Genomic DNA, 23,552 nt, shown 5'->3' with positions numbered 1-23,552 from the left:
ATGAACTTCAGTTCAGGCTTCTACGGGTAGGAATCCAGGCATAGCCGGCATGTAATTTTCGGCATCAAAATAGGTGTATTCCCAGGCATCCTGACGCAGCATTAGCTCTCTTAGCAATCGGTTATTCAACTCGTGGCCTGATTTATACCCTTCAAATGCACCGATTAAGCCGCAACCTAGCAGATATAGGTCACCAATAGCATCCAGAACTTTATGCGTGACAAACTCACTATCGAAGCGAAGACCGTCTTCGTTCAGTACCCGGTATTCGTCGACCACGATGGCATTATCGAGGCTGCCGCCCTTTGCCAAATCATTTTCACGCAATTTTTCATAATCTGAAAGAAAACCAAATGTTCTGGCTCGACAAACTTCTTTAACATAGGACGTATTTGAAAAATCAAAGGTCGCGGCCTGCGGTTTATCATTAAATACCGGATGGTCGAAATCAATGGTAAAGGACACCTTATAACCGTTATATGGCAGAAATTGCACGTACTTGCCGTTATCTTCAACGCGAATTGGTTTTAAAATGCGAATAAAGCGCTTGGCAGCACTTTGTTCACGGATACCAGCCGATTGAATCAGGAAAACAAAAGGTGCCGCACTGCCGTCCATAATTGGGACTTCAGGCGCATTAATATCCACATAGGCATTATCAATTCCTAAACCAGCCAGTGCAGAAAGCAGATGCTCTACAGTAGCAACTTTCACCCCTTTATGCAGAAGAGACGTGCATAACATCGTATCGCCAACATAATCATAAACTGCAGGGATTTCGACTACGGGATCTAAATCGATACGTCTAAATACGATGCCAGTATTGATTGGAGCGGGACGCAAGGTTAAAAGTACTTTATCACCAGAATGCAAACCAACACCTGTAGCTTGAATCACCTTTTTAGGAGTTCTTTGTTTAATCATTCAGCGATCACCTTATTCAGATATCCCATTTTTTCACACAATAGTTCCCCCAATGATATCAACAATCAATTGATTAGTCTAATTTTTTATAAGAGAAATACTGGAGCAGGCTGGGCTGTAAAGCCCAGGATAGTTACCCGCTGGGCTTTACAGCCCAGCCTACTGTTAGGATTCCACCTGTTCTTCCTGTCTGCGTAAGAAAGCAGGGATGTCAAGATAATCAACATCAGGAATTGCAGGTTCGTTGGATTTTGCTGTTGCCTGCATTGCAGGGCTAGATTGCTTGCGCATAACAGCGGGTCTGTCAAATTGCTGGTAATCAAAAGAACCATCGCTTCGCATTGATTCAGCCGCACGGGTTTTAGCAATGCCAGCATATTGGGGCTGTTGCTGCTGTTGACGGCCACGGTTCGGATCGCCTAGTCCAGTAACGATAACAGTCACTCGCATTTCATCAGTCATCTCTGGATCAATTACTGTTCCAACAACCACAGTCGCATCATCAGAAATGAACTCTTTAACAACATCACCGACTTCCTCAAATTCACCAATGGACATATCCAGGCCGGCAGTGATGTTAACCAGAATACCGCGAGCCCCGGAGAAATTGACATCCTCCAATAATGGAGAAGCAATTGCCGCTTCTGCCGCCTGTCTGGCTCTCTGCTCGCCGCTTGCGCTGCCGGTTCCCATCATGGCCATGCCCATTTCAGACATAACAGTACGGACATCGGCAAAATCCACATTGATTAAGCCTGGACGGGTAATCAAATCGGAGATCCCTTTAACAGCGCCTAAAAGTACATTGTTTGCTGCTTTAAAGGCATTCAGAAGGCTAATATTCTTACCCAGAACGCTTAAAAGCTTATTATTGGGAATAGTAATTAACGAATCTACATGTTCGCCCAGGCGTCTAATGCCCTCTTCAGCCGCTAAGGCTCTTTGCTTGCCTTCGAAAGAAAAGGGTTTGGTTACCACAGCCACTGTTAGAATGTTTAATTCTTTGGCCACTTCTGCGAACACAGGGGCAGCTCCTGTACCTGTTCCACCGCCCATGCCTGCAGTAATAAATACCATATCGGCGCCTTCAAGTACTTCGCGGATTCTGTCGCGGTCTTCTTCTGCGGCTTCACGTCCGATTTGTGGGTTGGCACCCGCCCCAAGACCTTTGGTTAGATTATCGCCTAATTGAATATGTAATTTTGCATTGGAGTTTTTCAATGCCTGTGCATCTGTGTTTGCACAAATAAATTCTACCCCGTCAATATTCTCAGCGACCATGTGTTCCAGCGCATTACCGCCGCCGCCGCCAACTCCTACAACTTTGATAACGGCACTGTTTTCCTGGCTTTGCGTTAATTCAAACATTCCTGCCTCTCCCCTCTTTTTAACTGCCGATTAAGACCTAGAGATTATGTATCGTTATACATAATTCAACTCATTTTTATACAGTCAATTTGATTAATTCCTGAGCTGTATACCTAAAACTCCAATTTAAAAATTCCCTTGAAACCATTCCCGCATTCTTGACCACATACTTTTGCCGCCCTCATTTAAGGCAGGGACGCTGTAGCCGCCTTCATACTGCTGTTGAAACCCATGCAATAGCAATCCCACGCCTGTCGCCAGGGAAGGATTGGTCGTCGCTTCAACTAACCCTGCCACATGATGCGCACAACCTTGTCTTACTGGCATTTCAAAGCATAATTCAGCCAGCTCAATTGCGCCTCGTACGCAGGAGCCGCCACCTGATATCACCATACCTGCCGCAATTCGATTCTCAAAACCACTGCGTCTTAACTCGTGCCTTACCAGTGTAAATAACTCTTCATAGCGCGCTGAAACGACATCAGCTAATATTTTTGCGGATATTTTTCGCCCCGGACGTTCATTCACGCTAATGACTTCGAGCATTTCATCGGGATTGGCCAATTCCTGCAGGGCACAGGCATGATTGATTTTAATCGCCTCAGCTGCTTTAGTCGGTGTTCTCAACGCCATAGCAATGTCATTGGTAACCTGATCACCGGCAATGGGGATAACCGCTGTGTGCTGGATAGCCCCCTCAGCGAAGATAGCGATATCCGTGGTACCGCCGCCAATGTCCAACACGCAGACACCCAATTCTTTTTCATCATCGGTCAATACTGCATGACTGGATGCCAGTTGCTCAAGAATAACATCGGATACATCAAGGCCGCAGCGGCGCACGCATTTGGCAATGTTCTGGGCAGCACTGACGGCACCGGTTACGATATGAACCCGTGCTTCCAAACGCACACCTGACATACCGACTGGCTCGCGTATACTACCCTGGTTATCAATGATGAATTCCTGGGGCAGAATGTGGAGGATTTTTTGGTCAGCAGGAATGGCGACTGCTTTTGCTGCCTCAATAACACGTTCGACGTCAGCCTGGGAAACTTCCTGATCGCGAATAGCAACAATGCCGTGCGAATTCAGGCTGCGGATATGACTGCCAGCAATTCCTGCATAAACAGTGCGTACTTCACAGCCAGCCATTAACTCGGCCTCTTGTACTGCCCGCTGGATAGAATTTACCGTTGCCTCAATATCGACAACAACGCCACGTTTTAAACCGCGGGATGGATGGCGCCCGATACCGATTATTTCAATAGTTCCATCGGTGCTTACTTCTCCTACCAGCGCGACCACTTTCGATGTCCCTATATCCAAACCGGTTATGATATTTTTTTCTGATTTTTTAGCCATTATCTTCCCGCTTCATTTTTCCATTGCACTGCCATACCACGCGGATAGCGTAAATCCACACTTGCCAGTTGCGCCGATTTTTCTGCAAAAACAGCTGGATAAGCCTTACAGAATCGAGATATCCTCTTTTCCAAATCCCGCTTACCCAGCCGCAATTGCACGCCATTATCCAAACCAAGCTCCCAAGCATGATTGTCGCGTAATTCCAATGAGGATGCGTGCAAACCATAAATTGATAATATCTTACTCATTTTTTTGTAAACTTGTAAGACTTCTCTATATTGATTGGACGGTCCACTCAGTTGCGGCAATAAAGTATCGGCTTGTGGATTGCCTTCATTAAACATTTCTCCATCTTCGGTAAGCATGGCATTATTCCATGTTGCGAATGGAATTTTTTCTACCAATGTTATCTTCAGCGTATCAGGCCAGACACGTTCAATATGCACTTGCCGCGTCCATTCAAAAGCCGACAGTTCTGCATGCAGCCTACCCACTGACAGAGAAAAAAAACTGTCATTCAAATATTTGTCCAGTACCTCTTCCAGTTGCTTATGCGAAATATGATGATAACTGGCAGCAATCTTAACGGTATTTATCGGGAAGCGCAGGGGATCTGCTACAAATAAATAGATTAGACGCGCTGCTAAAAAAAGAGCGCAGGCGATCAATAGTGATAATACACTCGCATAGCGCAATTGCCCTTTTTCCCCGTCCATCCGCCTGCCTCATCTTCTCATTATCGCGCCGGGCGCCCAGGCCCAGCAAGCGAACATATCCGTTACTGATAATTGGTTACCAATTGCTGTTTACAGCGATGGTGTCTCATCGCCAGTTCAACCAGTTTATCCAGCAAATCAGGATAGCAAAGACCGCTGGCATCCCAAAGCTTTGGATACATGCTAATGGGGGTAAAGCCGGGCAAGGTATTGATCTCATTGAAATAAATTTGATTGGTCTGTTCATTAACAAAAAAGTCGACTCTCGCCATTCCCTTGCATTTTAAACGCAGAAAAATATCTTTTGCCGTTTTTTGCAAGCGTTCCAGTAATGATACTGAAAGATTCGCAGGAATGTGTAACTCAGTTGCTTCGCTTTCCAGGTATTTGGCTGTGTAGGAATAAAACCCATCGGCATGGTTGACCTTAATTTCCCCCGCGACACTCACCAAAGGTTCTGAAGCGGTCTGCGCATTTTCGAGAACCGATAATTCAATCTCACGGCCAGCAATGTATTCTTCCACCAGAATTGCCTCGTCATAGCGAAGGGCATCATTGACGGCATTAACCAGCTCTTCGGGAGTTTTTGCTTTATGAATCCCTACGGAAGAACCCAGCGAACAGGGTTTCACAAACAGGGGCAAACCAAAATCATTGATTAGCTCCTGGCAAAAGGCCTGTTTTTCTTTTGCTGATGCATGCCAGGATAACAGGCGGTATCGAGCGCTTTGAATGTCGCCATAGCAGGCCAGGCGTCGCGCCATATCCTTATCCATTCCAATCGCAGATGCCAACACATCGCAGCCTACATAGGCAGCATCCGCTAATTCCAGCAGGCCTTGGATACAGCCATCTTCATACAAGGGCCCATGCATGACCGGGAAAACAACATCCGCCTCAACCGCCAGGCGCCCATCGATAAACAGGCTGGGCAGGGGCTGTGATTTGGCGGTGCTCACTGGCAGGCTTTTGCTATGTGTTAACAGCTCCTGATAATCGTTGAGATAGCACCGGCCTTCTTTATCAAGGCCAATAGGGATTATTCGATATTTATCGGCATTGAGTTGGCTTAATACTGAAGCCGCAGAGATGAGTGAAACCTCATGCTCACCGGATTTCCCGCCATAAAGAAGTACAAGATTAATTGGTTTAGACATGTTTTGCTCCGATGATATGTACTTCGCGAATCAGTTCTACCGCAGTTTGCTGCCGAACTGTTTCACGCACCAGCTCTATTAACGACTCAATATCATTAGCAGAAGCATTTCCATGTTGATTAATAATAAAATTCGCATGCTTGGTTGAAACTACAGCGCCTCCCAGTTGATAACCTTTTAATCCGCAGGATTCGATTAGCCGGGCTGCAAAATCGCCGGGAGGATTTCTAAACACTGAACCGCAATTATATTCGCTGGTTGGCTGTGTTTCCGCCCGATGCGCCAATAATTCTTTAATTAGCTTAAGGGATTGCTCTTTTTCCCCCTTTTGCAAACGGCAGGTTGCTGCAATAAACCATTCATCCTCAGCCAAACCGGATACGTGGCGATACGCGATTTCAAATTCCTCAGGTGTACGAATTTTCCGCTGTCCCTCTCGCGTCATGGTTTCAACCTCAACGACTGCTTTCCAGGTTTCACTTCCGAAACAACCGGCATTCATGCGCAAGGCGCCTCCCATAGTACCGGGAATGCCAGCCCAAAACTCGCCGCCAGCCAGATTATTGCGAGCACAGAAACGGGCCATGGTAGCACAGGAAACACCGGCCTCGACATGTACTGTTGTTTCATCGACAAGCTGAACGTTCTTCAGACAACCCTGGGTTAAAATCACTGTTCCAGAAAAACCGCCGTCCCTTATGAGAGAGTTACTGCCAAGCCCTATCCAGAGAAGCGGCTCATCTGCCGGCAACTGCTTCAAAAAGGCTGCCAAATCGTCAATACCCGCTGGTTTATACAGCTTGTGAGCCAAGCCGCCTACCCGCCAGGTTGTGTAGTCAGCCAGGGGCTCCTGCAGTAATAATTCCCCTTGGAGAGATAGCTCGTCTGTTTGCAGATTCATTGTTGTCATGCTGGCTCTCTTGCAGTTTGTATCAGATTGATAGCCATCTGCCCCACATTTCCGGCCCCCTGCATCAAAATGACATTTCCCTCGGTGACAATTTCATCCAGGGATGCCTGCAAAGTCTGCTCATTGACCAGACGCGCATTGGGAAAATCTTTACGAATTTCCTGCAGAAGCGACTGGCTGGAAATGCCTTCAATAGGTGGCTCGCCTGCGGAATAGATATCCAATAACAGCAATTCATCAGCCAGGCTTAAGGCCTGGACGAATTGCGGGAACAAAGAATGCGTACGGCTGTATCGATGCGGCTGGAATACATGAATCAGCCGGCGATCTGGCCAAACACGGCGAAATGCATCGATCGTGGAAATTATTTCCTGAGGATGGTGGCCATAGTCATCCACTACAATGGCACTACCCTGCTCAAAGCGTCTCTCCCCCAGAATTTGGAAACGCCGCCCGACTCCCTGAAATTTAAACAGGCCATTTATAATCGCCTCGTCACTCACATCCAGTTCGGTTGCAATAGCAATTGCGGCCAGAGCGTTTAATACATTGTGCCGTCCAGGCCAGGGGAATTTAATTGCCAGCGGTTTGTGCGGTGCCGGCCGTTGAACAGTGAACTCACTCAGCAGTCCATTTTGAGTCCAGTCCAGTGCTCTAAAATGAGCCCCCTCGCGAAAACCATAGGTTTTGGTAGGCCGCTGGATTTCAGGCAATATGCGGCGTACTTCATCGTCTTCAAGACATACCACTGCCAGGCCATAAAAGGGTAAATGATGAAGGAACTCAACAAAGGTGCTGCGCAGCTTGTCAAAATTATCGTCATAAGTACCCATATGATCGGCATCAATATTAGTAACGACAGCCATCATCGGCTTCAGGTACAGGAACGAGGCATCGCTTTCATCCGCTTCGGCTACAAAATAGGCCGACTTACCCAGTTGTGCATTGCTGCCACAGCTATTTAACTTGCCGCCAATAACAAAGCTGGGATCAAAACCGCCTTCTGCCAATATACTGCTGACCAGGCTGGTCGTTGTGGTTTTACCATGGGTACCCGCGATAGCGATTCCATGGCGGAAACGCATAAGCTCTGCCAGCATGGCAGCGCGCGGGATAACGGGAATCAGCTGCTCATGTGCGGCAGTAACTTCAGGGTTTTCGGATTGAACAGCCGTGGATCGGACTACGACATCCGCGCCCTTGATATTTTCCACGCGATGGCCAATATGAACCTTAATACCGAGAGACTGTAGGCGTTGCACCGCTTTATTTTCGCTAATGTCCGAGCCGGTTACCCGATAACCCTCATTATGCAAAACCTCTGCGATACCGCACATGCCAACGCCGCCAATTCCCACGAAATGAATCTGTTCCACCCGCCCCATCCTTGGCGAAAGAAAGTGTCCCAAACTATTCACACAATTCCCCTTTATTTTTTATAAGGCTGGCGATCTTAATCCTAATGATTGCCAACGATTTTCATGATCGATACGCAGCAGTAATGCAATGACCATACAATTTACCACCATACTGGCGCCACCATAACTTAATAATGGCAACGTCAACCCTTTTGTCGGTAGCAGCCCTGAATTTACACCCATATTGATAGCAGCCTGTAATCCCAGCCAAAAGGTTAAACCGTAGGCGGCGAAAGCAGCAAAAAGCCTATCCTGGCTATGAGCGGTATATCCGATTAATAAACCTCGAAACACAAGTATACTATACAAAATTAATACGAGAAGCACACCCAGCAAACCTAATTCTTCTGCTAGTACAGCAAATAAAAAATCCGTATGCGCCTCAGGCAAATAGAATAGCTTTTGAACACTATCGCCCAAACCAACGCCCATCCAGCCTCCTCGGCCAAAAGCGATAAGGGACTGCGTCAACTGATAGCCGCTATTGTATTGATCCGCCCAGGGATCAAGGAATGCAGTCAGTCGTGCCACCCGGTAAGGAGAGGAAATGGCCAGCAAAGCCAATGCCACGCCCACTGCTAACAATAATCCCGCATAGTAACGAAATTTGACGCCTGCTAAAAACAGCATAGCCATTACCGTGCCGGTAATTACAACGGTAGCCCCAAAGTCAGGTTCCATCAATAATAAAACGGCTACTATGCCCAAAATAATCATGGGCTTGATAAATCCAGCAATGGATTGCCTGATTGACTGCTGCTGGCGTACCAGATAACCGGACACATAGAAAATCATGGTCATCTTTGCCAACTCAGACACCTGGATCCCAATCGGGCCAAATGCTAGCCAACGCCGGCTGCCATTGACTGTTCTGCCAATACCTGGGATGAGTACAATTAAGAGCATCAACAAGCAAACGAGTAAAAGCGGCATACTCATTTTTTCCCATGAGCTGCTGTCGATACGCATGATGACCAGCGCAACCATAAATCCGGCAAACAAATAACAGAATTGCCTAATCAGGAAATGAAAAGGCTGATGATAATATTTGGTGGAAATCATTACCGCACTTGAAGCGACCATCATCAGACCGATAATGATAAGTCCTAAAACGGCACCCATTAGCCACCGATCGTACAGGGCCAATGGCTTATGTGTTGGTTTACCGCGCTGAGTATAATGCCTGGGTTGCATACGCTTTATAACCTTCTGACTGCTTCGCTGAATGCTTCGCCGCGATGATTGAAATCTTTAAACATATCCATACTGGCGCAGGCAGGAGAAAGCAGTACAACATCACCTGCTTGAGCCTCGGCTTTAGCCATAGCGACTGCATCATCAAGACTTGCAGCCCTCAACACCGGCACTAGGCCTGTCAAAGCCTCTTCAATCAGATCAGCATCCTTTCCAATTAAAATAACAGAACGGACGTACTCGCTGACGGGGGCGCGTAATTCGCTGAAATCAGCCCCTTTGCCCAAACCGCCGGCTATCAGGATGATCCGTCCCTGCATAGCGCCGCCTATCCCTGAAATAGCAGAGATTGCTGCGCCAATATTGGTTCCCTTGGAGTCATTAATCCAGTCCACACCATCAAGCGTCCTCACCCACTGGCAACGATGTGGAAGGCCGGAAAAATGAGTCAGTACCTCGCGTATACTTTGAACATCAATTCCTGCAGCAGTTGCGAGTGCACAGGCAGCGAGGGCATTTTGCCAATTGTGCTTCCCTTTGATTCGTATGTCATCGATGGAAATAACACAGTCTTCCCCCTGAGCAAGGCTTATCATATCCGCTTGGCGGATAATTCCCCATTCCTCTGTTGTTGGCTTGCTAAATCCAAAGCTGACAGTTTTCTGCGTTGGCTCAAGATCAATAGGTGCAGTTTGCCAATCATCCCGGTTATAGAGGCATAGCCTGGCGCGCCGGTAAATACGCTGCTTGGAAAACCGGTAAGCCTCAATGCTATGATGTCTGTCCAGATGGTCAGGGGTAATGTTAAGAATGGTGGCGGCCACAGGAGATAAACTATAAATCAGATCCAGTTGAAAGCTCGAGAGCTCAAGAACCCAGAGATTATAGTCATTATCATCGTCCAGCAGATCAAGTACAGGGGCGCCGATATTCCCGGCAACAGCCACCGAAAAGCCTGCTTTTCTGGCCATCTCACCGACTAAACTGGTTACAGTGGATTTACCATTGGTGCCGGTAATTGCGATGACGGGCACCTGAATATCCCGGGCCAGGCATTCAATATCGCCAATCACCGGGATTTTTCTTTCAAGGGCCTTTTGCAAAAAAGGTTCGTCCAGAGAGATACCAGGGCTGGTAATAATTTCTTTTAGCTGATCATAAATTTCATCAGGAAATTGGCCAAGAAAAATATCAACCCCCGGAAACATGGCTCTGAACTCGCTTAAGCCTTCCGGTTGGGGCCTGGTATCAAATACCACAAAAGGTAAATTACGACGATGTAAATAGCCCGCTATTGAACGCCCGGTTTTTCCAAGACCAGCAACGAGATACAATGATTGATTCATAGTTTTCCTATCGTAATTTCAATGTAGCCAGACCACAAAGCACAAAGATTATGGTCATAATCCAAAACCGGACAATCACTTTAGGCTCTGACCAGCCCTTTAACTCAAAGTGATGATGCAATGGCGCCATGCGGAACAGGCGCTTCCCGCCAGTGCATTTAAAATACCCCACCTGTAAAATTACTGACATAGTTTCCAGCACAAACAGACCACCCATAATCAATAAAACCAGTTCCTGTCTTACGATTACAGCAACCGATCCTAAAGCAGCTCCCAGGGCCAGGGAGCCGACATCACCCATAAATACTTGCGCAGGGTAGGTGTTATACCAAAGGAAACCAAGACCCGCCCCTACAACAGCCGAACAGAAAATAGTCAACTCGCCGGTATCGGGCACAAAGGGGATTGCGAGGTAATGGGCATAGAGGGCGTTACTGCTGGCATAAGCAAATACACCCAGCGCACCGGCTACCATAATGATAGGAACAATGGCCAGACCATCCAATCCATCAGTTAAATTCACTGCATTACTACTACCGACGATAACAAAATAAGCCAATATCGGAAATAGCGGCCCAAGGTTTATTATCAGATTTTTAAAAAAAGGAATGGTAAGCTGGGTATGGACGGGTAAATTGGCATTGAAATATAAATAGGATACTGCCACAATGGCAATAACAGACTGCCAGAAATATTTCCAGCGGCCTGGCAGGCCCCGGCTGTTTTTTCGCACCACCTTACGGTAATCATCAATCCAGCCGACAGCGCCAAAACCGAGTGTCACCAGAAGGACCAGCCATAAAGCAGGCTGATGCAAATCGCCCCATAACAAGCTGCTGGCGGTAATACCCACCAGAATCAACACACCGCCCATAGTGGGCGTACCGGCTTTAGATAGATGGGTCTGGGGGCCGTCATTTCGTACTACCTGTCCCATCTGTAAACTGCGCAGCCAGCGAATCATCAATGGTCCGCAAAACAAACTAACCAATAGCGCAGTGAGTGCGGCAAGAATGGAACGGAAAGTCAGGTATTGAAACACCCTAAACGCATGATACTGTCCTTGTATAAGCTGCGTTAACCAGTAAAGCATGTTGAAAATTCCTCAAAGTTAGTAATAAATAACGTCACTGTTCTGCCAACGGCAAAAAAGAGCGCAAAACCGGGCAAGAATACCACAAAGGTTGGTATTGCAAAATCCCTGGGTTTGCGCTATGCGCCAAACATCTTATTTTTGAAACTGGCGAAGCTTTACAGCTTCTTCTCTCATTGCAAGCATAGGCAAGTAATGACAAGCCTCTCAAGCGACTAATTGCTGCACTATTTTTTCCATGGCCGCTGAACGTGAGCCTTTCACCAATACAGTGGTAGTACTGTCCAGTTGCGGTAATAAATCCTGGGCCAGTTCGTCCTGACTGCTATAATGCCTGGCTGTTTGCCCGAATGCCTTACTGGTAAACTCACTTTGGCGTCCACAGGTCATCAGTAAATCAATCCCCTGCTGTAAAGCGGCCAGGCCAATTTCTTCATGGTGCTTTTGAGTCCAGGCGCCCAGTTCGCCCATATCACCGAGAACAAGAATACGCTTGCCCTGCCGCTTCGACAGTACATCAACGGCAGTCAGTACTGAGCGCAGATTGGCGTTATAAGTATCGTCAATTACAATTGAATTATTTTTTCCCTGTAAATAGGTCATTCTGCCTTTCACCCCGGAAAATGCATTGAGGCCATTAACAATTACATCCAGGCCAATCCCGGCGGCATATGCACAACTGGCAGCAGCCAAGGCATTTCGAATCGAATGCTCTCCTGGTACGTGCAGATGGATATTTCCGCTTCCATTGGGCAAATTCAGCATAAATAAGGGGCATCCCCTCTCATCGTAAGTCACTTCCCGCGCAAAAACGTCACCAGCCTGCAATCCAAAACGAATGACTTTCTTGCCTGCCAACAGCTCATCCCAGAAATGCGCATAGTTATCATCGTGATTGACCACTGCAGTTCCGGTTTCACCCAGGCCTTCATAAATCTCCCCCTTGGCCCGAGCCACTCCATCAATAGAGCCAAACCCTTCAATATGCGCAGGGGCAATGTTATTTATTAAGGCTATCCCCGGTTTAACGATGGCAACCGTATGGGCAATTTCTCCCGGATGATTGGCTCCCAGTTCAAATACGGCATAGCGATGTTCATTTCTTAATTGCAGCACACTGAGCGGCGCGCCAATATGGTTATTCAGATTGCCGTAGGTGGCGAGGGATGGATTGGGTAAAATTGAAGCAATCATTTCTTTTACAGTTGTTTTACCATTGCTTCCAGTCAGGGCAATGACAGGGCAGTGAATAGACTGACGATGGGCTTTGGCCAATTCAGTCATGGCTGCTAATGAGTCGCGGACCAGCAGTTGCGGAATTTTTACCTGCGGATGGTTCTGCTCACAAATAACCGCAACAGCGCCCTTGGCTTCGGCATCCAGAATAAACTCATACCCATTGAAGCGTTCACCTTGCAAAGCGACAAACAAATCACCAGGCTGCACCTGCCGGCTATCAATCACTATCCGTGAAACTTCGCCGCTTCGCTGCGAACAACCTAATACCTTTGCTATTTCTTGTAATTTCATGAACTCTCTCCGTCTTTCGGAACAGGTTTTTTACGTTTATTCCCATCTTTGCGAACATCGTGAAGCAATTCAGGACTATGCCACAATAAAGCTTCGATCTGGATTGCTTCGCGCAGGCTCGCAAAGACAGTTAATCTAAAACTAATACATGTACATGCTAGTCGGCCAACTCCAACAGACCTCTTTCCTCTTCGGGAATATTGAGCATCTGATAATACCGGTTCATAGATTCTTCGTTCAAAGGCCGCTGTTGGTCATCCAGCAAGCGAGTATCCAGACCTTCACTCAATAACCTCGCGGTTTCAAACAAGGTCCCCATTCGCTCAGCATCAATTTCCGGCTCACCTGAGGTCTGCATGAACAGGCAAAGGCCCTTTACACTGAATGCACCGATATTCTGTAAGTCAAATATGCCGGTCGCCGTCGCTGCAGCAAGGCTACAAAGAACCGGCCCCTGGCCATTCGATTGCTGATGCCGGTGAAATAATTGTCCTTCTCCAAAACGAAGACCAGCAGCCAGAACCGTCTGCAGTAATTCATAACCAGCAAGCTGGCGATTTTCCTTGGCCTGCAGGAACAGCATTATTGTTTTGCCAGGCTTCACGGCAGGCCGCTTTTTCTCTTCAACGACGATTGTTTTAACCACCGGTGCCTTCACCTCGCGAACGACGGGTTTCCGAACCTCCGGCTCTTCTTTCACTTCAGGCGCTGCAGCTGGTTCCTGGTTTAGCTTGCGCACGGCAATAATATCATCAAAGGAACGATTTTCTGCTGCCTGTCCCAAAGTGGGCTTCGGTTGTTGATTCACTACCGTACTAAAACTTTGCCGTCTCGCTTTCATTAACCGCCCGATTGCGATTACCACCCCAATGAGTAACACCACATTGAGAATCAGACTCCAGTTTGCCTGCATGTTTGACTCCTATATTTGCCTTGAGGTTAATAGTCACCTGCCAAGGTATTCGATTTTTATTAATTATGATTCTGTCATTATTAAAGCCTGCTCAACATCTACAGAAACCACTCGCGATACACCGGGTTCCCTCATAGTGACACCAATTAAGTGATCCGCCAACTCCATTGCGATTTTATTGTGGGTAATAAACAGGAACTGCACGAATTGTGACATTTCTTTGACCAAAGCACAAAATCTTCCGACATTCACATCGTCTAGCGGCGCATCCACTTCATCCAGCATGCAAAATGGCGAGGGGTTCAGTTGAAAAATGGCAAATACCAATGCGACAGCCGTCATTGCCTTTTCACCGCCTGATAGCAAATGAATTGTACTATTACGCTTGCCTGGCGGCTGCGCCATTACCATAATCCCCGCTTCCAGGAGATTATCACAGGTTAATTCAAGCATAGCGCGGCCGCCGCCGAAAAGACGTGGAAAAAGACTTTGAAAGCGCGCATTCACTTCATCAAAAGTAATTTGCAAACGCTGACGCGTTTCTTTATCCATTTTTTCAATGGCTGATTCGAGGGTGGCCAAGGCCTCTGTGAGATCATTATGTTGCTCATCAAGATAGAGTTTTCGCTGTGCCTCCGCCTCATATTCTTCGATCGCGGCAAGATTGATAGCACCCAACCGGCCAATTTTTTCGACAATTTCCTGCAACTGCTGTTCACGTAATCCGATAGTCACATCCTCAGCAATATCTCGCAGAATCAGCTCAGGGGTTACTGCCAGTTCATTAAGATTTTCCATCAGTCCGTCAATACGCACGCTAAGCGTTTGCAGCTGCAACTGTTCCTGCTGCATTTTATCCTGCAGGGTTTTGGCGAAGGACTCTTCTGTCTTATAGAGCGTCTCCTGCTGGCTTAAACTCTGATTTAAACTATCAATTGTTTCCCGGTATTGGCAAAGCAAATCTTCCAGCTCCTGGTGCTGGGCCAGTTTATCATCCAATTGATTGGTCTTATCCGCATCAGGGGCTTCAAGATCGAGCAATCGCTGTGCAATCTTTTCCAGACGTTCAGTAATGGTCTGCTGCCTCGCCTCTTCCCGTTGAATATTGCCGCTAAGCTGCTTATTAATCAGTGTTTCACGTTCGCGCTGTAATTCCACCTGGTGAATACGGCTGCGGCACTCATCTAAAGATTGGCGGTGCGTTTTAATCTGTTCATCCCAAACCTGTTTTTCATCATTACAACGCATCTGCTCCTGCTCATAGCGCTGTAATTCCTGTTGCAAAGCCTTCAGTTTGGCTTCCACAGTTTCCCGCTCCTGAGTCAGGTCTTCAAGCTGCTGGCAGAGTGCGTCATGTTCATCATTAAAACGGCTGCGCATTTGATTTTGGTGTTGAATCTGACGTTCGAGCGTTTCAATTTCTGCTTTTAGTTGCCGCAGTTGATCCTGCGTCTGCCGGCGGTTATCCTGCCAGGTTTCAAGCTCAAACTCTTTGCCCTGGATATGCTCACGAGATTCTGCCAGCCTGGATTCAAGCTCTTCCAGCAAGGCTTCGCACGCCAGCAATTTGTCACGGCACAGATTTAATTGCTGTTGCTTGGCTAATAAACTTTCACCGGATTGCGGTTGAGGCAGAATCACCTGGAGCCAGCTTTGCGCCAGCCAAATCCCTTCGGGGGTAATGATTGATTCCTCAGGTCGAAGCCCGGGCAGCCACTGACGTGCCTGCTCTAAATCCGCTGCTGCAAAGATTTCACTCAAGCGAGGGGCGGATTCCGGAATGAGCCCTGTTATTTTGTCTGCCAGAGAGGGCATCCCTCTGCTGGATTGTTTTATATCTGCGGGACTGGTAAATGTGCCGCCAGTGATTTGCCGGTTCCATAGGTCGGGGAGTAATTGGCTGAAATCATCCACTAACACGGCATGCATACCCAGCCCCAAAACTAACTCGACGGCATATTCCCAGCCCGTCTCCACCTGCATTTTCTCAATCAGCCGCGGCTTGGCCGACCAGGATTCGGGTATTTTATGTTGCTGGTTAATACGATTATGTAAAGCAGCACTTAAACTGGCTTGCTGCACATTCAGCTGATGGGATTTGCTTTGTTCCTGACGGATACGTGCCTCAGTCTCATTCGCATGGCGTTTCAGGATCTGAATCGCTTCAACTTGCTGCTCGCATTGCATTTCCGCCTGTTCGTATTTCCCTTCTGCTTCGAATAATGCATCCTGCAAGGTACTTAATTTCTCTTCAAGCCCGTCAACGGCAGACAATTGCTGCCTTTCGATAGTAATTTTTTCGAGCTTGACCTGATTTTCCTGGCTTCGCTGGCCGATATGCTGCAAACGCAATTGCTCCAACTGGGTATCGCGGGTCAATCTGTTCAGATTAACTGTTGTTTCATTGACGGTATTTTGCCAGGCAGCAAACCCTTCCTGCACCGTCTGATAGGCATTGCTATATTCATCCACCTCCTGGCGCAAACTGTTCAGCCTGGTTTCAAGCTCCTGGTGATTAAGATTGCTGGCCTCCAGTGCTTCAGTATCCAGCTGCAATTGCTCACAGACAGTCTGCCAATCACTTTGTAATTGCTGTTGATCGCTTTGCAGGCGCTGCTTCTCGCGCTGCTGCTGTTCACGGCTCTCTTCAAGGCGCGCTATTTCTGTAGCCAGTTGATAAAATTGTTCCTGCAATAATTGAAATTGCTGATTCTTTGCATGCAGGCTTTCCCGCATATCAGTACATATTCGGTAAGCCGCAGTGGATTGTGCCTGATGCTGCTCACAATTAACGGCCAGCTCTGAGAGGTTTTTTTGAGTCGTTTCCTGATCTTTGAGCAGGTTTGCCCATTTCAATGCCAGAATTTCTGATTTGCAGCGTTTTTCCTGCTCCACAAGTTCCTGGTAGCGGGCAGCCGTTTTCGCCTGACGCTCAAGACGCTGTAATTGTTTGCCCAACTCTTCCCGCACATCAGCAACACGTAAGAGATTTTCACGGGTATGCCCTATTCTCAGCAGTGTTTCCCGCCGTCTCTCCTTGTATTTGGAAATTCCCGCCGCTTCCTCCAGAAAAGCACGCAACTCTTCCGGCCTCGCCTCAATAATCTTGGAAATGGTGCCCTGGCCAATGATTGAATAGCCTCGTGCCCCGGCTCCGGTGCCCAGGAAAATATCAGTGATATCACGCCGTCTGCAGCGCGTTCCATTCAAAAAATAAGAGGAATCCCCGTCACGGGTAATCACGCGCTTGACAGCAATTTCCTGATAACTGGCATATTGGCCGGTGAGACGTCCCATGCTGTTATCAAATACCAGTTCAACAGAAGCCTGCCCTACGGCTTTTCGAGTGGACGAACCGTTGAAAATTACATCGGTCATGGACTCGCCGCGCAAATTTTTCGCAGCACTTTCCCCCATCACCCAACGCACCGCATCAATGACATTGGATTTGCCACAGCCATTCGGCCCAACGACAGCGACAAGCTGACTGGGAAAAGGGATTGCGGTCGGATCTACGAAAGATTTGAAACCTGCCAGTTTTAATTGTTTAAGTTGCATGACACACAGGACAATCAATTATTGAAAAATTGTACCTTAATACCTCTTATGAAGAGAAGGATTTTAGTGTAACTGATGTCTGAAAATTCATTCAAATTTCTTTGTCGTGCAATAGTTTCACAACAAGCTATTCAAAACGCGGCTATACTTGAAAAACAAGCAGCCATTTTTCTACGCCCAGCTCATCTGGTTGGCTGCTATCCACCTGACATCTGCCGGCGAGGGTGAAAATGACCAAAGCAATATGGAATGGCACAATAATTGCTGAGAGTAATCTATGCGAACGGGTGGAAGGGAATTTCTATTTTCCTCCCAACTCGGTACATCAGGAGTATTTGACAGGCAGTTCCCATACGTCAATCTGTCCCTGGAAGGGAGTTGCCCATTACTACGACATAAGGGTAGATGGCAAAGTGAATCCGGCGGCAGCTTGGTATTATCCGGCCCCTAAAGAGGCTGCCAACCGGATTAGGGATTACATCGCTTTCTGGAAAGGCGTAAACATTATCGATTAATGAGCGATCCCTCCTCAGAAGGATTAAAAAATGAATCGGGCACAGCTTAGAAATAGTTATCAGACTATCCGCAATCAGACCGAAACGCTGTGCGGGCCTTTGGTAACTGAAGATTTTGTGATTCAGGCGATGGAGGATGTCAGCCCGCCGAAATGGCATTTAGCCCATACGTCCTGGTTTTTTGAGACCTTCATTCTGCAGGATTTCGTTACAAATTATCAGCGGTTCCATGATGATTTTCATTTTTTATTTAATTCCTATTATCAGGGAGTGGGCAGCCCGTTCCCCCGCCCAAAAAGAGGCCTTCTATCGCGGCCCACCGTGAATGAAGTCTTTGGATATCGACGAGCAATTAATCATCAGATGCTGGAAATGATTGATAATCTTTCTGATGAGCAGATTCAGCGGGTAACGCCGCTGATTACGTTGGGTTTACATCACGAGCAGCAACATCAGGAATTACTCCTGATGGATATCAAGTATAACTTCTCGATTAACCCTCTGTTTCCCATTTATAAGCAGGCTAAAAATACGCCAAACCCGGGCGGAACATCTCCGCTGCAATTTATCGGAATGCCTGGCGCAGTGGCAGAAATCGGCCATGAGGACGGCGGGTTTTGTTTTGACAATGAAAGGCCCCGCCATAGCACTATACTGATGCCCTATGCGCTCGCCAATCGCCTTGTTACCAATGCTGAATATTTGGAATTTATCGAAGCCCAGGCTTATGAGGAACCGCAATGGTGGTTAGCTGATGGGTGGGATTGGTGTCAGAATCAACACATCCGCTGCCCACTTTACTGGCATCGAATTGATGGGCAATGGCATATCTTTGGTTTGTCGGGCCTTAAACCCTTAGTGCCCGGCGAGCCGGTTGCGCATATTAGTTTCTATGAAGCGGATGCCTATGCAAGATGGCGGGGATGTCGACTGCCGACTGAAGCAGAATGGGAACATTTTGCAAGCCACTGTAAATTTCGCCCGGAAACGGACAATTTTATGGATAAGGGGATTTATCATCCAGTTCCCTTCTTCCAGCAAAGCAAAGAACACAGCTATCAGTTATTTGGCGATTTATGGGAATGGACTTCCAGTTGCTATAGCGCCTATCCAGGCTACAGATCACTAGAAGGTTCCCTGGGTGAATATAATGGAAAATTTATGAATAACCAGCGGGTCTTGCGTGGAGGAAGTTGTGCAACACCTGCAGCACACATCAGAACGACTTACCGCAATTTTTTCCAAGCAGACAAACGCTGGGTCTTTAGCGGCATTCGTCTGGCCAGGGACGAGGAAAATCTGTCGAAAAGAACAAATAAGAGGGAACTCAAATGAATGCAAATTTACAAATAAAGACAATATCGGAAGGAAAACTTCCAAAGAATGATCTTCATGAATTTATGCTTGATGTAGAAAAAGGACTTTCCGGCAGAAAAAAGTTCATTTCCTCCAAATATTTCTATGATGCGAAAGGCAGCGAACTGTTTAATCAAATAACCAGACACCCTGATTACTATCTTACCAAATGTGAACTGGAAATTCTTGAAGAGAATAAACGCGAATTTGCCTCTATTTTTGGTGAAAGCAGCTTTAATCTCATCGAGCTTGGGCCAGGTGAAGGAATTAAATCCAGAATATTCCTCGACCAGTTTCTGAAAGACTCTCTGGATTTTACTTATTTCACCATTGATATATCCAGACGCTACCTGAATCAGATTGTGAAGCAATTCCATCAGGATTTACCCAAACTGAAACTGATTGCCCTCAATTCAGATTACTTCAGCGGATTGCATTGGCTCAGCCAGCGCTCAAAACGCAGGAATGTGGTGCTCTTTCTTGGCTCCAGTATTGGCAACTTTAATCCAAAAGACACAGAAACTTTTTTGAAAAATATTGCTAACGACTTGCAGAATGATGACTATCTTCTCATTGGTTTTGATCTACGGAAAGACATTGACATTTTAAATAAAGCCTACAATGACAGTGATTTGATAACGCGTAATTTTAATCTGAATCTGTTAACACGCATGAATCGCGAGCTGGGTGCACATTTTGATTTGGAGAAGTTCCAACACTATGCCACTTATAATGTCTATTCGGGCGCCATGGAAAGTTATTTATTAAGTCGAGCCAAACAGTCTATACGAATTGATGCCTTAAACCGCTCCTTTAATTTTTATGAATACGAACCCATTCATGTTGAATATTCTTATAAATATTTAATCGACCATATTGAAGAAATCGCTCATAAGAGCGGATTTGAAATTGTGAAAAATTATATGGATTCAAAGAGCTATTTTGTAGATTCACTTTGGCGCGTTCGAAAACAATCCCCAGGCGAAAATTCCGTCTAAGAGAGGTTACTATGACGAATCTGGTCACAGCGAGTAAAGCCGTTTCCTTTATTAATAAACAGGGTATCCGGCTTAAAGGCATTCTTGAGCAACCTCTCATTGGCAGTAAAACCTATGCGATATATGCCCATTGTTTCACCTGCACCAAAAGCTCCCTGGCTGCGGTTCGGGTGAGCAAGGCTCTGGCACAGAAAGGGATTAATGTACTTCGTTTTGATTTTGCCGGCTTAGGCCAAAGCGAAGGAAATTTCAGTGACTCGAATTTTAGCAGCAACTTGGATGACTTAGTGGCCGCCTTTCAATTCCTGAGCCAGGCGTTTTATCCTCCTCAAATATTAATTGGCCATAGCTTAGGCGGAGCGGCTGTTTTGGCAGCCCTTGATCAGTTACCGGACATTAAAGCCGTTGTGACAATAGGAGCGCCAGCTTATGCGGATCACGTGACCCATAACTTTCACGACAAAATAAGTGAAATCGAACAGCAAGGGAGAGCTCAAGTCTTTCTAGGGGGCCGGGAATTAACCTTAACCAAACAATTCATTGACGATTTGGCCCAATATCACTGCCTTGACCGCCTGGCTAAAACCAAAGCCGCTCCTTTGATCTGTCATTCCCCCGTAGATAGCATTGTCTCTATCGAACATGCAGAACTGATATTTAAAGCCGCTAAACACCCCAAGAGTTTCGTATCGCTTGGAAACGCAGACCATCTCGTCACCCAACAGAAAGACGCTGAATTTCTTGCCGATATGATTACCGCCTGGAGTATGCGCTGGGTCAGCGTTGAAAGTAAATCCCCGGCAATGGATGCTCAAAATCAAGTCATTATTAATGAAAGCCACCAGAGTCAGTTTCAGCAGATTATCGATTGGCAAGGCCAGCAATTTATTGCCGATGAACCAGTTGAATCCGGAGGTAAGAACACTGGTCCCGGGCCCTATGATTATCTATTAATGGCCTTGGGCGCCTGCACCAGTATGACTTTAAGGCTTTATGCCAACCACAAGCAAATTCCCCTCCAGCATGTCAGCGTCAAATTAAACCATAAAAAAGAACATATTCGCGACTGTGAGGATTTCGAAAACAAAAACAAAGTGCTGGATCATATCTTCAAGCAACTGGAAATAAGCGGCCCGCTGACGGAAGAACAGCTGGAACGGCTTGAAGAAATTGCAGAACGATGCCCTGTCCATCGAACCTTGCTGGGAGAGATTATTATTACCAGTGAATTGCTTCGAAAAGAGGACTAAGGAAAAACCTTGATCAGGCTGCGGCTGCCTCGGTAGTTATCGCAATTATAAGCATTATTTGCTAATCTAAATTATTAAATTAGGCTTAATTAGGAGTAGGGATGACTCAGGACACAGAACTTGGCGATTTGATGAAATCGGTTGCCGAAAAAAGTTTACAGATGATCAGCCAGTTGAAAAATCAACCGGCTGCTTTACCCATGGTGATTAATCAATACATTGATTTAACCAATGATTTTCAATCCTTAGTCGTTAGTTTATTAAAAAATCCCGAACAAGTCTGGCACATGCAACTGGCCTATTGGCAGGACGCAATGAGCCTGGCCCAGGCACAGTTTACTTCCTGGCTTGAAGGCAAGCCAATGCCTATCGAAGACAAACGTTTTAGCGGCGAGGAATGGGTGAACAACCCATTCTTCAACCTTTTAAGCCAGCATTATCTGCTTGCCAGCGAACATATGAATTCATTGCTGGAACATATGGACTATGGAGACAAGCAGTTGGCCCGGCGGGTTCAATTTTTTACCCGGCAGTTTCTTGATGCCCTGTCGCCAGCCAACTTCGTGGCCACCAATCCACAATTAATGGCAGAAACTATCCAAAGCCATGGCAAAAATTTATTACGCGGCCTGCAAAATCTGCTGACTGATTTGGAATCAGGGTCTTCGCGCTTAATTATCCAGATGACCGATATGAATGCCTTCAAAATTGGAGAAAACATTGCAACTACCCCCGGGAAGGTTGTGTTCCGCAATGAAATGATGGAACTTATCCAGTTTAAACCGGCCACTGAAAAAGTGTACTCCATTCCCCTGCTGATTATTCCACCGTGGATCAATAAATACTACATTCTTGATTTAAGTAAGGATAACTCCTTCATTGGCTGGCTTGTCAGCCAGGGCATTACTGTCTTTGTTATTTCCTGGATTAACCCGGATGCAAGTTATGCGGACAAGGGGCTGTTTGACTATCTGCAAGATGGGCCAATGGCGGCTATTGAAGTCATGAAAAAACAGCTTCAGGTCAAACAGGTAAATACTCTGGGTTTTTGCATTGGCGGTACTTTGCTGGCTTGTATGTTGGCTTATTTAAAAGCCCATCAGCAAGATCCGGTTCGCAGTGCCACGTTCCTTGCCTCAATGATTGATTTTAGTGATCCCGGCGATATTTCCGTCTTCATTGATGAACATCAGATCAAACGCCTGGAAGAAGAAATGAATCTGAAGGGCTTCCTTGATGGACGGTTTATGGCGAGTACCTTTAATTCTTTGCGCGCCAATGACTTGATTTGGTCATTTTTTATTAAAAATTATTTACGCGGGCAAAATCCGGTGCCGTTTGATATTTTGTACTGGAATGCTGATGCCACAAACATGCCGGCGAAAATGCATTCCCAGTATTTGCGCTGGATGTACCTGCATAATGATTTGATTAAACCGGGCAAAATTAAACTAAACCACACCCCGCTTGATGTTAGCCAGATTGATATTCCAACCTTTTTTGTTTCTACCAAAAAAGATCATATTGCGCCCTGGCAAACCACTTATACCGGATTCCAGCACATGAAAGGTAAAAAGCAATTCCTGCTGGGAGGCTCAGGACATATTGCTGGTATCGTTAATCCGCCGCAAAACCAGAAATACAGTTATTATACTAATCCTAAAGCCCCGGCAACTGCGGAAGAATGGCTGCAGCAAGCGACCGAACATGCCGGTTCCTGGTGGCCTGAATGGCTCAAATGGTTACAAAAAGAATCTGGCGAATTGGTTGCAGCGCCCGATATGGCGAAATTGGCGTTCAAAGCAATTACTGATGCCCCTGGTACTTATGTGTTGCAAAACCACAAGCCAAAACCGGAGACTGAAACTAAAATGCAGAGCCCAGCCCCTGCAAGCGGAGCAAAAAAAAAATCACTTGATGTAACTCAATAGGTTTGAC

The 23,552-nt window shown here is 46.5% G+C and carries 18 protein-coding genes; 5 read left to right on the top strand and 13 right to left on the bottom strand.

Annotated elements, in window-relative coordinates:
• Nucleotides 1-12: 12 nt before the first annotated feature.
• The 13 genes from lpxC to smc form a co-directional block, all read right to left on the bottom strand.
• A complete protein-coding gene (lpxC, locus tag DYH42_RS01935) occupies nucleotides 13-924 on the bottom strand; it encodes a UDP-3-O-acyl-N-acetylglucosamine deacetylase (RefSeq protein WP_058523349.1) in 912 nt (303 codons plus the stop codon).
• Between the two features lie 165 nt (nucleotides 925-1,089).
• Nucleotides 1,090-2,292 carry a cell division protein FtsZ gene (gene ftsZ, locus DYH42_RS01930; protein ID WP_058523348.1) on the bottom strand — a complete coding sequence of 401 codons (1,203 nt, stop codon included), beginning with the start codon at nucleotides 2,290-2,292 and terminating at the stop codon, nucleotides 1,090-1,092.
• A 126-nt stretch (nucleotides 2,293-2,418) separates the two neighbouring features.
• Complete coding sequence (gene ftsA, locus DYH42_RS01925) at nucleotides 2,419-3,657, bottom strand: cell division protein FtsA (RefSeq protein WP_058523347.1); 1,239 nt, start codon at nucleotides 3,655-3,657, stop codon at nucleotides 2,419-2,421.
• On the bottom strand, nucleotides 3,657-4,376 hold the full coding sequence (locus tag DYH42_RS01920; protein WP_058523346.1) for a cell division protein FtsQ/DivIB: 720 nt from the start codon (nucleotides 4,374-4,376) through the stop codon (nucleotides 3,657-3,659). Before DYH42_RS01920 ends, ftsA begins: the two co-directional genes overlap by 1 nt.
• 62 nt (nucleotides 4,377-4,438) lie before the next feature.
• Nucleotides 4,439-5,533: a D-alanine--D-alanine ligase family protein gene (locus DYH42_RS01915; RefSeq protein WP_058523345.1), complete on the bottom strand. Its 1,095-nt coding sequence runs from the start codon at nucleotides 5,531-5,533 to the stop codon at nucleotides 4,439-4,441.
• Nucleotides 5,526-6,443 carry a UDP-N-acetylmuramate dehydrogenase gene (gene murB / locus DYH42_RS01910; protein ID WP_058523344.1) on the bottom strand — a complete coding sequence of 306 codons (918 nt, stop codon included), beginning with the start codon at nucleotides 6,441-6,443 and terminating at the stop codon, nucleotides 5,526-5,528. Before murB ends, DYH42_RS01915 begins: the two co-directional genes overlap by 8 nt.
• Nucleotides 6,440-7,828: a UDP-N-acetylmuramate--L-alanine ligase gene (gene murC / locus DYH42_RS01905; protein ID WP_420324122.1), complete on the bottom strand. Its 1,389-nt coding sequence runs from the start codon at nucleotides 7,826-7,828 to the stop codon at nucleotides 6,440-6,442. Before murC ends, murB begins: the two co-directional genes overlap by 4 nt.
• Before the next feature lie 51 nt (nucleotides 7,829-7,879).
• On the bottom strand, nucleotides 7,880-9,055 hold the full coding sequence (ftsW, locus tag DYH42_RS01900; RefSeq protein ID WP_058523342.1) for a putative lipid II flippase FtsW: 1,176 nt from the start codon (nucleotides 9,053-9,055) through the stop codon (nucleotides 7,880-7,882).
• 5 nt (nucleotides 9,056-9,060) lie between these two features.
• Nucleotides 9,061-10,401, bottom strand: coding sequence for a UDP-N-acetylmuramoyl-L-alanine--D-glutamate ligase (gene murD, locus DYH42_RS01895; protein WP_058523341.1), 1,341 nt, complete (start codon nucleotides 10,399-10,401; stop codon nucleotides 9,061-9,063).
• 7 nt (nucleotides 10,402-10,408) lie between these two features.
• The gene (gene mraY, locus DYH42_RS01890; protein WP_058523340.1) at nucleotides 10,409-11,494 is read right to left on the bottom strand and encodes a phospho-N-acetylmuramoyl-pentapeptide-transferase; all 1,086 of its coding nucleotides are present in this window, start codon (nucleotides 11,492-11,494) and stop codon (nucleotides 10,409-10,411) included.
• Nucleotides 11,495-11,701: 207 nt separating this feature from the next.
• Complete coding sequence (locus tag DYH42_RS01885) at nucleotides 11,702-13,024, bottom strand: UDP-N-acetylmuramoyl-tripeptide--D-alanyl-D-alanine ligase (protein ID WP_058523339.1); 1,323 nt, start codon at nucleotides 13,022-13,024, stop codon at nucleotides 11,702-11,704.
• A gap of 157 nt (nucleotides 13,025-13,181) precedes the next feature.
• Complete coding sequence (locus tag DYH42_RS01880; protein WP_058523338.1) at nucleotides 13,182-13,937, bottom strand: cell division protein ZipA C-terminal FtsZ-binding domain-containing protein; 756 nt, start codon at nucleotides 13,935-13,937, stop codon at nucleotides 13,182-13,184.
• 63 nt (nucleotides 13,938-14,000) lie between these two features.
• The gene (gene smc / locus DYH42_RS01875; RefSeq protein WP_058523337.1) at nucleotides 14,001-17,495 is read right to left on the bottom strand and encodes a chromosome segregation protein SMC; all 3,495 of its coding nucleotides are present in this window, start codon (nucleotides 17,493-17,495) and stop codon (nucleotides 14,001-14,003) included.
• Between the two features lie 230 nt (nucleotides 17,496-17,725).
• On the opposite strand from smc, the gene DYH42_RS01870 reads away from it, so the two are divergent.
• The 5 genes from DYH42_RS01870 (at nucleotide 17,726) to DYH42_RS01850 (ending at nucleotide 23,545) form a co-directional block, all read left to right on the top strand.
• Nucleotides 17,726-18,010 carry a DUF427 domain-containing protein gene (locus DYH42_RS01870; protein WP_058523336.1) on the top strand — a complete coding sequence of 95 codons (285 nt, stop codon included), beginning with the start codon at nucleotides 17,726-17,728 and terminating at the stop codon, nucleotides 18,008-18,010.
• Nucleotides 18,011-18,040: 30 nt separating this feature from the next.
• Entirely contained in the window at nucleotides 18,041-19,345 is a 1,305-nt protein-coding gene (gene egtB, locus DYH42_RS01865; RefSeq protein ID WP_058523335.1) for an ergothioneine biosynthesis protein EgtB, read from the top strand.
• The gene (gene egtD, locus DYH42_RS01860; RefSeq protein ID WP_058523334.1) at nucleotides 19,342-20,364 is read left to right on the top strand and encodes an L-histidine N(alpha)-methyltransferase; all 1,023 of its coding nucleotides are present in this window, start codon (nucleotides 19,342-19,344) and stop codon (nucleotides 20,362-20,364) included. Before egtB ends, egtD begins: the two co-directional genes overlap by 4 nt.
• Nucleotides 20,365-20,375: 11 nt before the next feature.
• Complete coding sequence (locus DYH42_RS01855) at nucleotides 20,376-21,614, top strand: bifunctional alpha/beta hydrolase/OsmC family protein (protein WP_058523333.1); 1,239 nt, start codon at nucleotides 20,376-20,378, stop codon at nucleotides 21,612-21,614.
• Between the two features lie 101 nt (nucleotides 21,615-21,715).
• Complete coding sequence (locus DYH42_RS01850; protein WP_083503096.1) at nucleotides 21,716-23,545, top strand: PHA/PHB synthase family protein; 1,830 nt, start codon at nucleotides 21,716-21,718, stop codon at nucleotides 23,543-23,545.
• The last annotated feature ends 7 nt before the right edge of the window (nucleotides 23,546-23,552 follow it).

This window comes from Legionella birminghamensis, assembly GCF_900452515.1.
GTDB classification, from domain to species: domain Bacteria; phylum Pseudomonadota; class Gammaproteobacteria; order Legionellales; family Legionellaceae; genus Legionella_C; species Legionella_C birminghamensis.
This window is presented reverse-complemented; position numbering and strand designations above follow the sequence as displayed.

Excerpts from the sequence above, each read along its gene's own strand:
- lpxC (WP_058523349.1), bottom strand. The coding sequence starts at position 924 with ATGATTAAACAAAGAACTCCTAAAAAGGTGATTCAAGCTACAGGTGTT.
- ftsZ (WP_058523348.1), bottom strand. The coding sequence starts at position 2,292 with ATGTTTGAATTAACGCAAAGCCAGGAAAACAGTGCCGTTATCAAAGTT.
- ftsA (WP_058523347.1), bottom strand. The coding sequence starts at position 3,657 with ATGGCTAAAAAATCAGAAAAAAATATCATAACCGGTTTGGATATAGGG.
- DYH42_RS01920 (WP_058523346.1), bottom strand. The coding sequence starts at position 4,376 with ATGGACGGGGAAAAAGGGCAATTGCGCTATGCGAGTGTATTATCACTA.
- DYH42_RS01915 (WP_058523345.1), bottom strand. The coding sequence starts at position 5,533 with ATGTCTAAACCAATTAATCTTGTACTTCTTTATGGCGGGAAATCCGGT.
- murB (WP_058523344.1), bottom strand. The coding sequence starts at position 6,443 with ATGACAACAATGAATCTGCAAACAGACGAGCTATCTCTCCAAGGGGAA.
- murC (WP_420324122.1), bottom strand. The coding sequence starts at position 7,828 with ATGGGGCGGGTGGAACAGATTCATTTCGTGGGAATTGGCGGCGTTGGC.
- ftsW (WP_058523342.1), bottom strand. The coding sequence starts at position 9,055 with ATGCAACCCAGGCATTATACTCAGCGCGGTAAACCAACACATAAGCCA.
- murD (WP_058523341.1), bottom strand. The coding sequence starts at position 10,401 with ATGAATCAATCATTGTATCTCGTTGCTGGTCTTGGAAAAACCGGGCGT.
- mraY (WP_058523340.1), bottom strand. The coding sequence starts at position 11,494 with ATGCTTTACTGGTTAACGCAGCTTATACAAGGACAGTATCATGCGTTT.
- DYH42_RS01885 (WP_058523339.1), bottom strand. The coding sequence starts at position 13,024 with ATGAAATTACAAGAAATAGCAAAGGTATTAGGTTGTTCGCAGCGAAGC.
- DYH42_RS01880 (WP_058523338.1), bottom strand. The coding sequence starts at position 13,937 with ATGCAGGCAAACTGGAGTCTGATTCTCAATGTGGTGTTACTCATTGGG.
- smc (WP_058523337.1), bottom strand. The coding sequence starts at position 17,495 with ATGCAACTTAAACAATTAAAACTGGCAGGTTTCAAATCTTTCGTAGAT.
- DYH42_RS01870 (WP_058523336.1), top strand. The coding sequence starts at position 17,726 with ATGACCAAAGCAATATGGAATGGCACAATAATTGCTGAGAGTAATCTA.
- egtB (WP_058523335.1), top strand. The coding sequence starts at position 18,041 with ATGAATCGGGCACAGCTTAGAAATAGTTATCAGACTATCCGCAATCAG.
- egtD (WP_058523334.1), top strand. The coding sequence starts at position 19,342 with ATGAATGCAAATTTACAAATAAAGACAATATCGGAAGGAAAACTTCCA.
- DYH42_RS01855 (WP_058523333.1), top strand. The coding sequence starts at position 20,376 with ATGACGAATCTGGTCACAGCGAGTAAAGCCGTTTCCTTTATTAATAAA.
- DYH42_RS01850 (WP_083503096.1), top strand. The coding sequence starts at position 21,716 with ATGACTCAGGACACAGAACTTGGCGATTTGATGAAATCGGTTGCCGAA.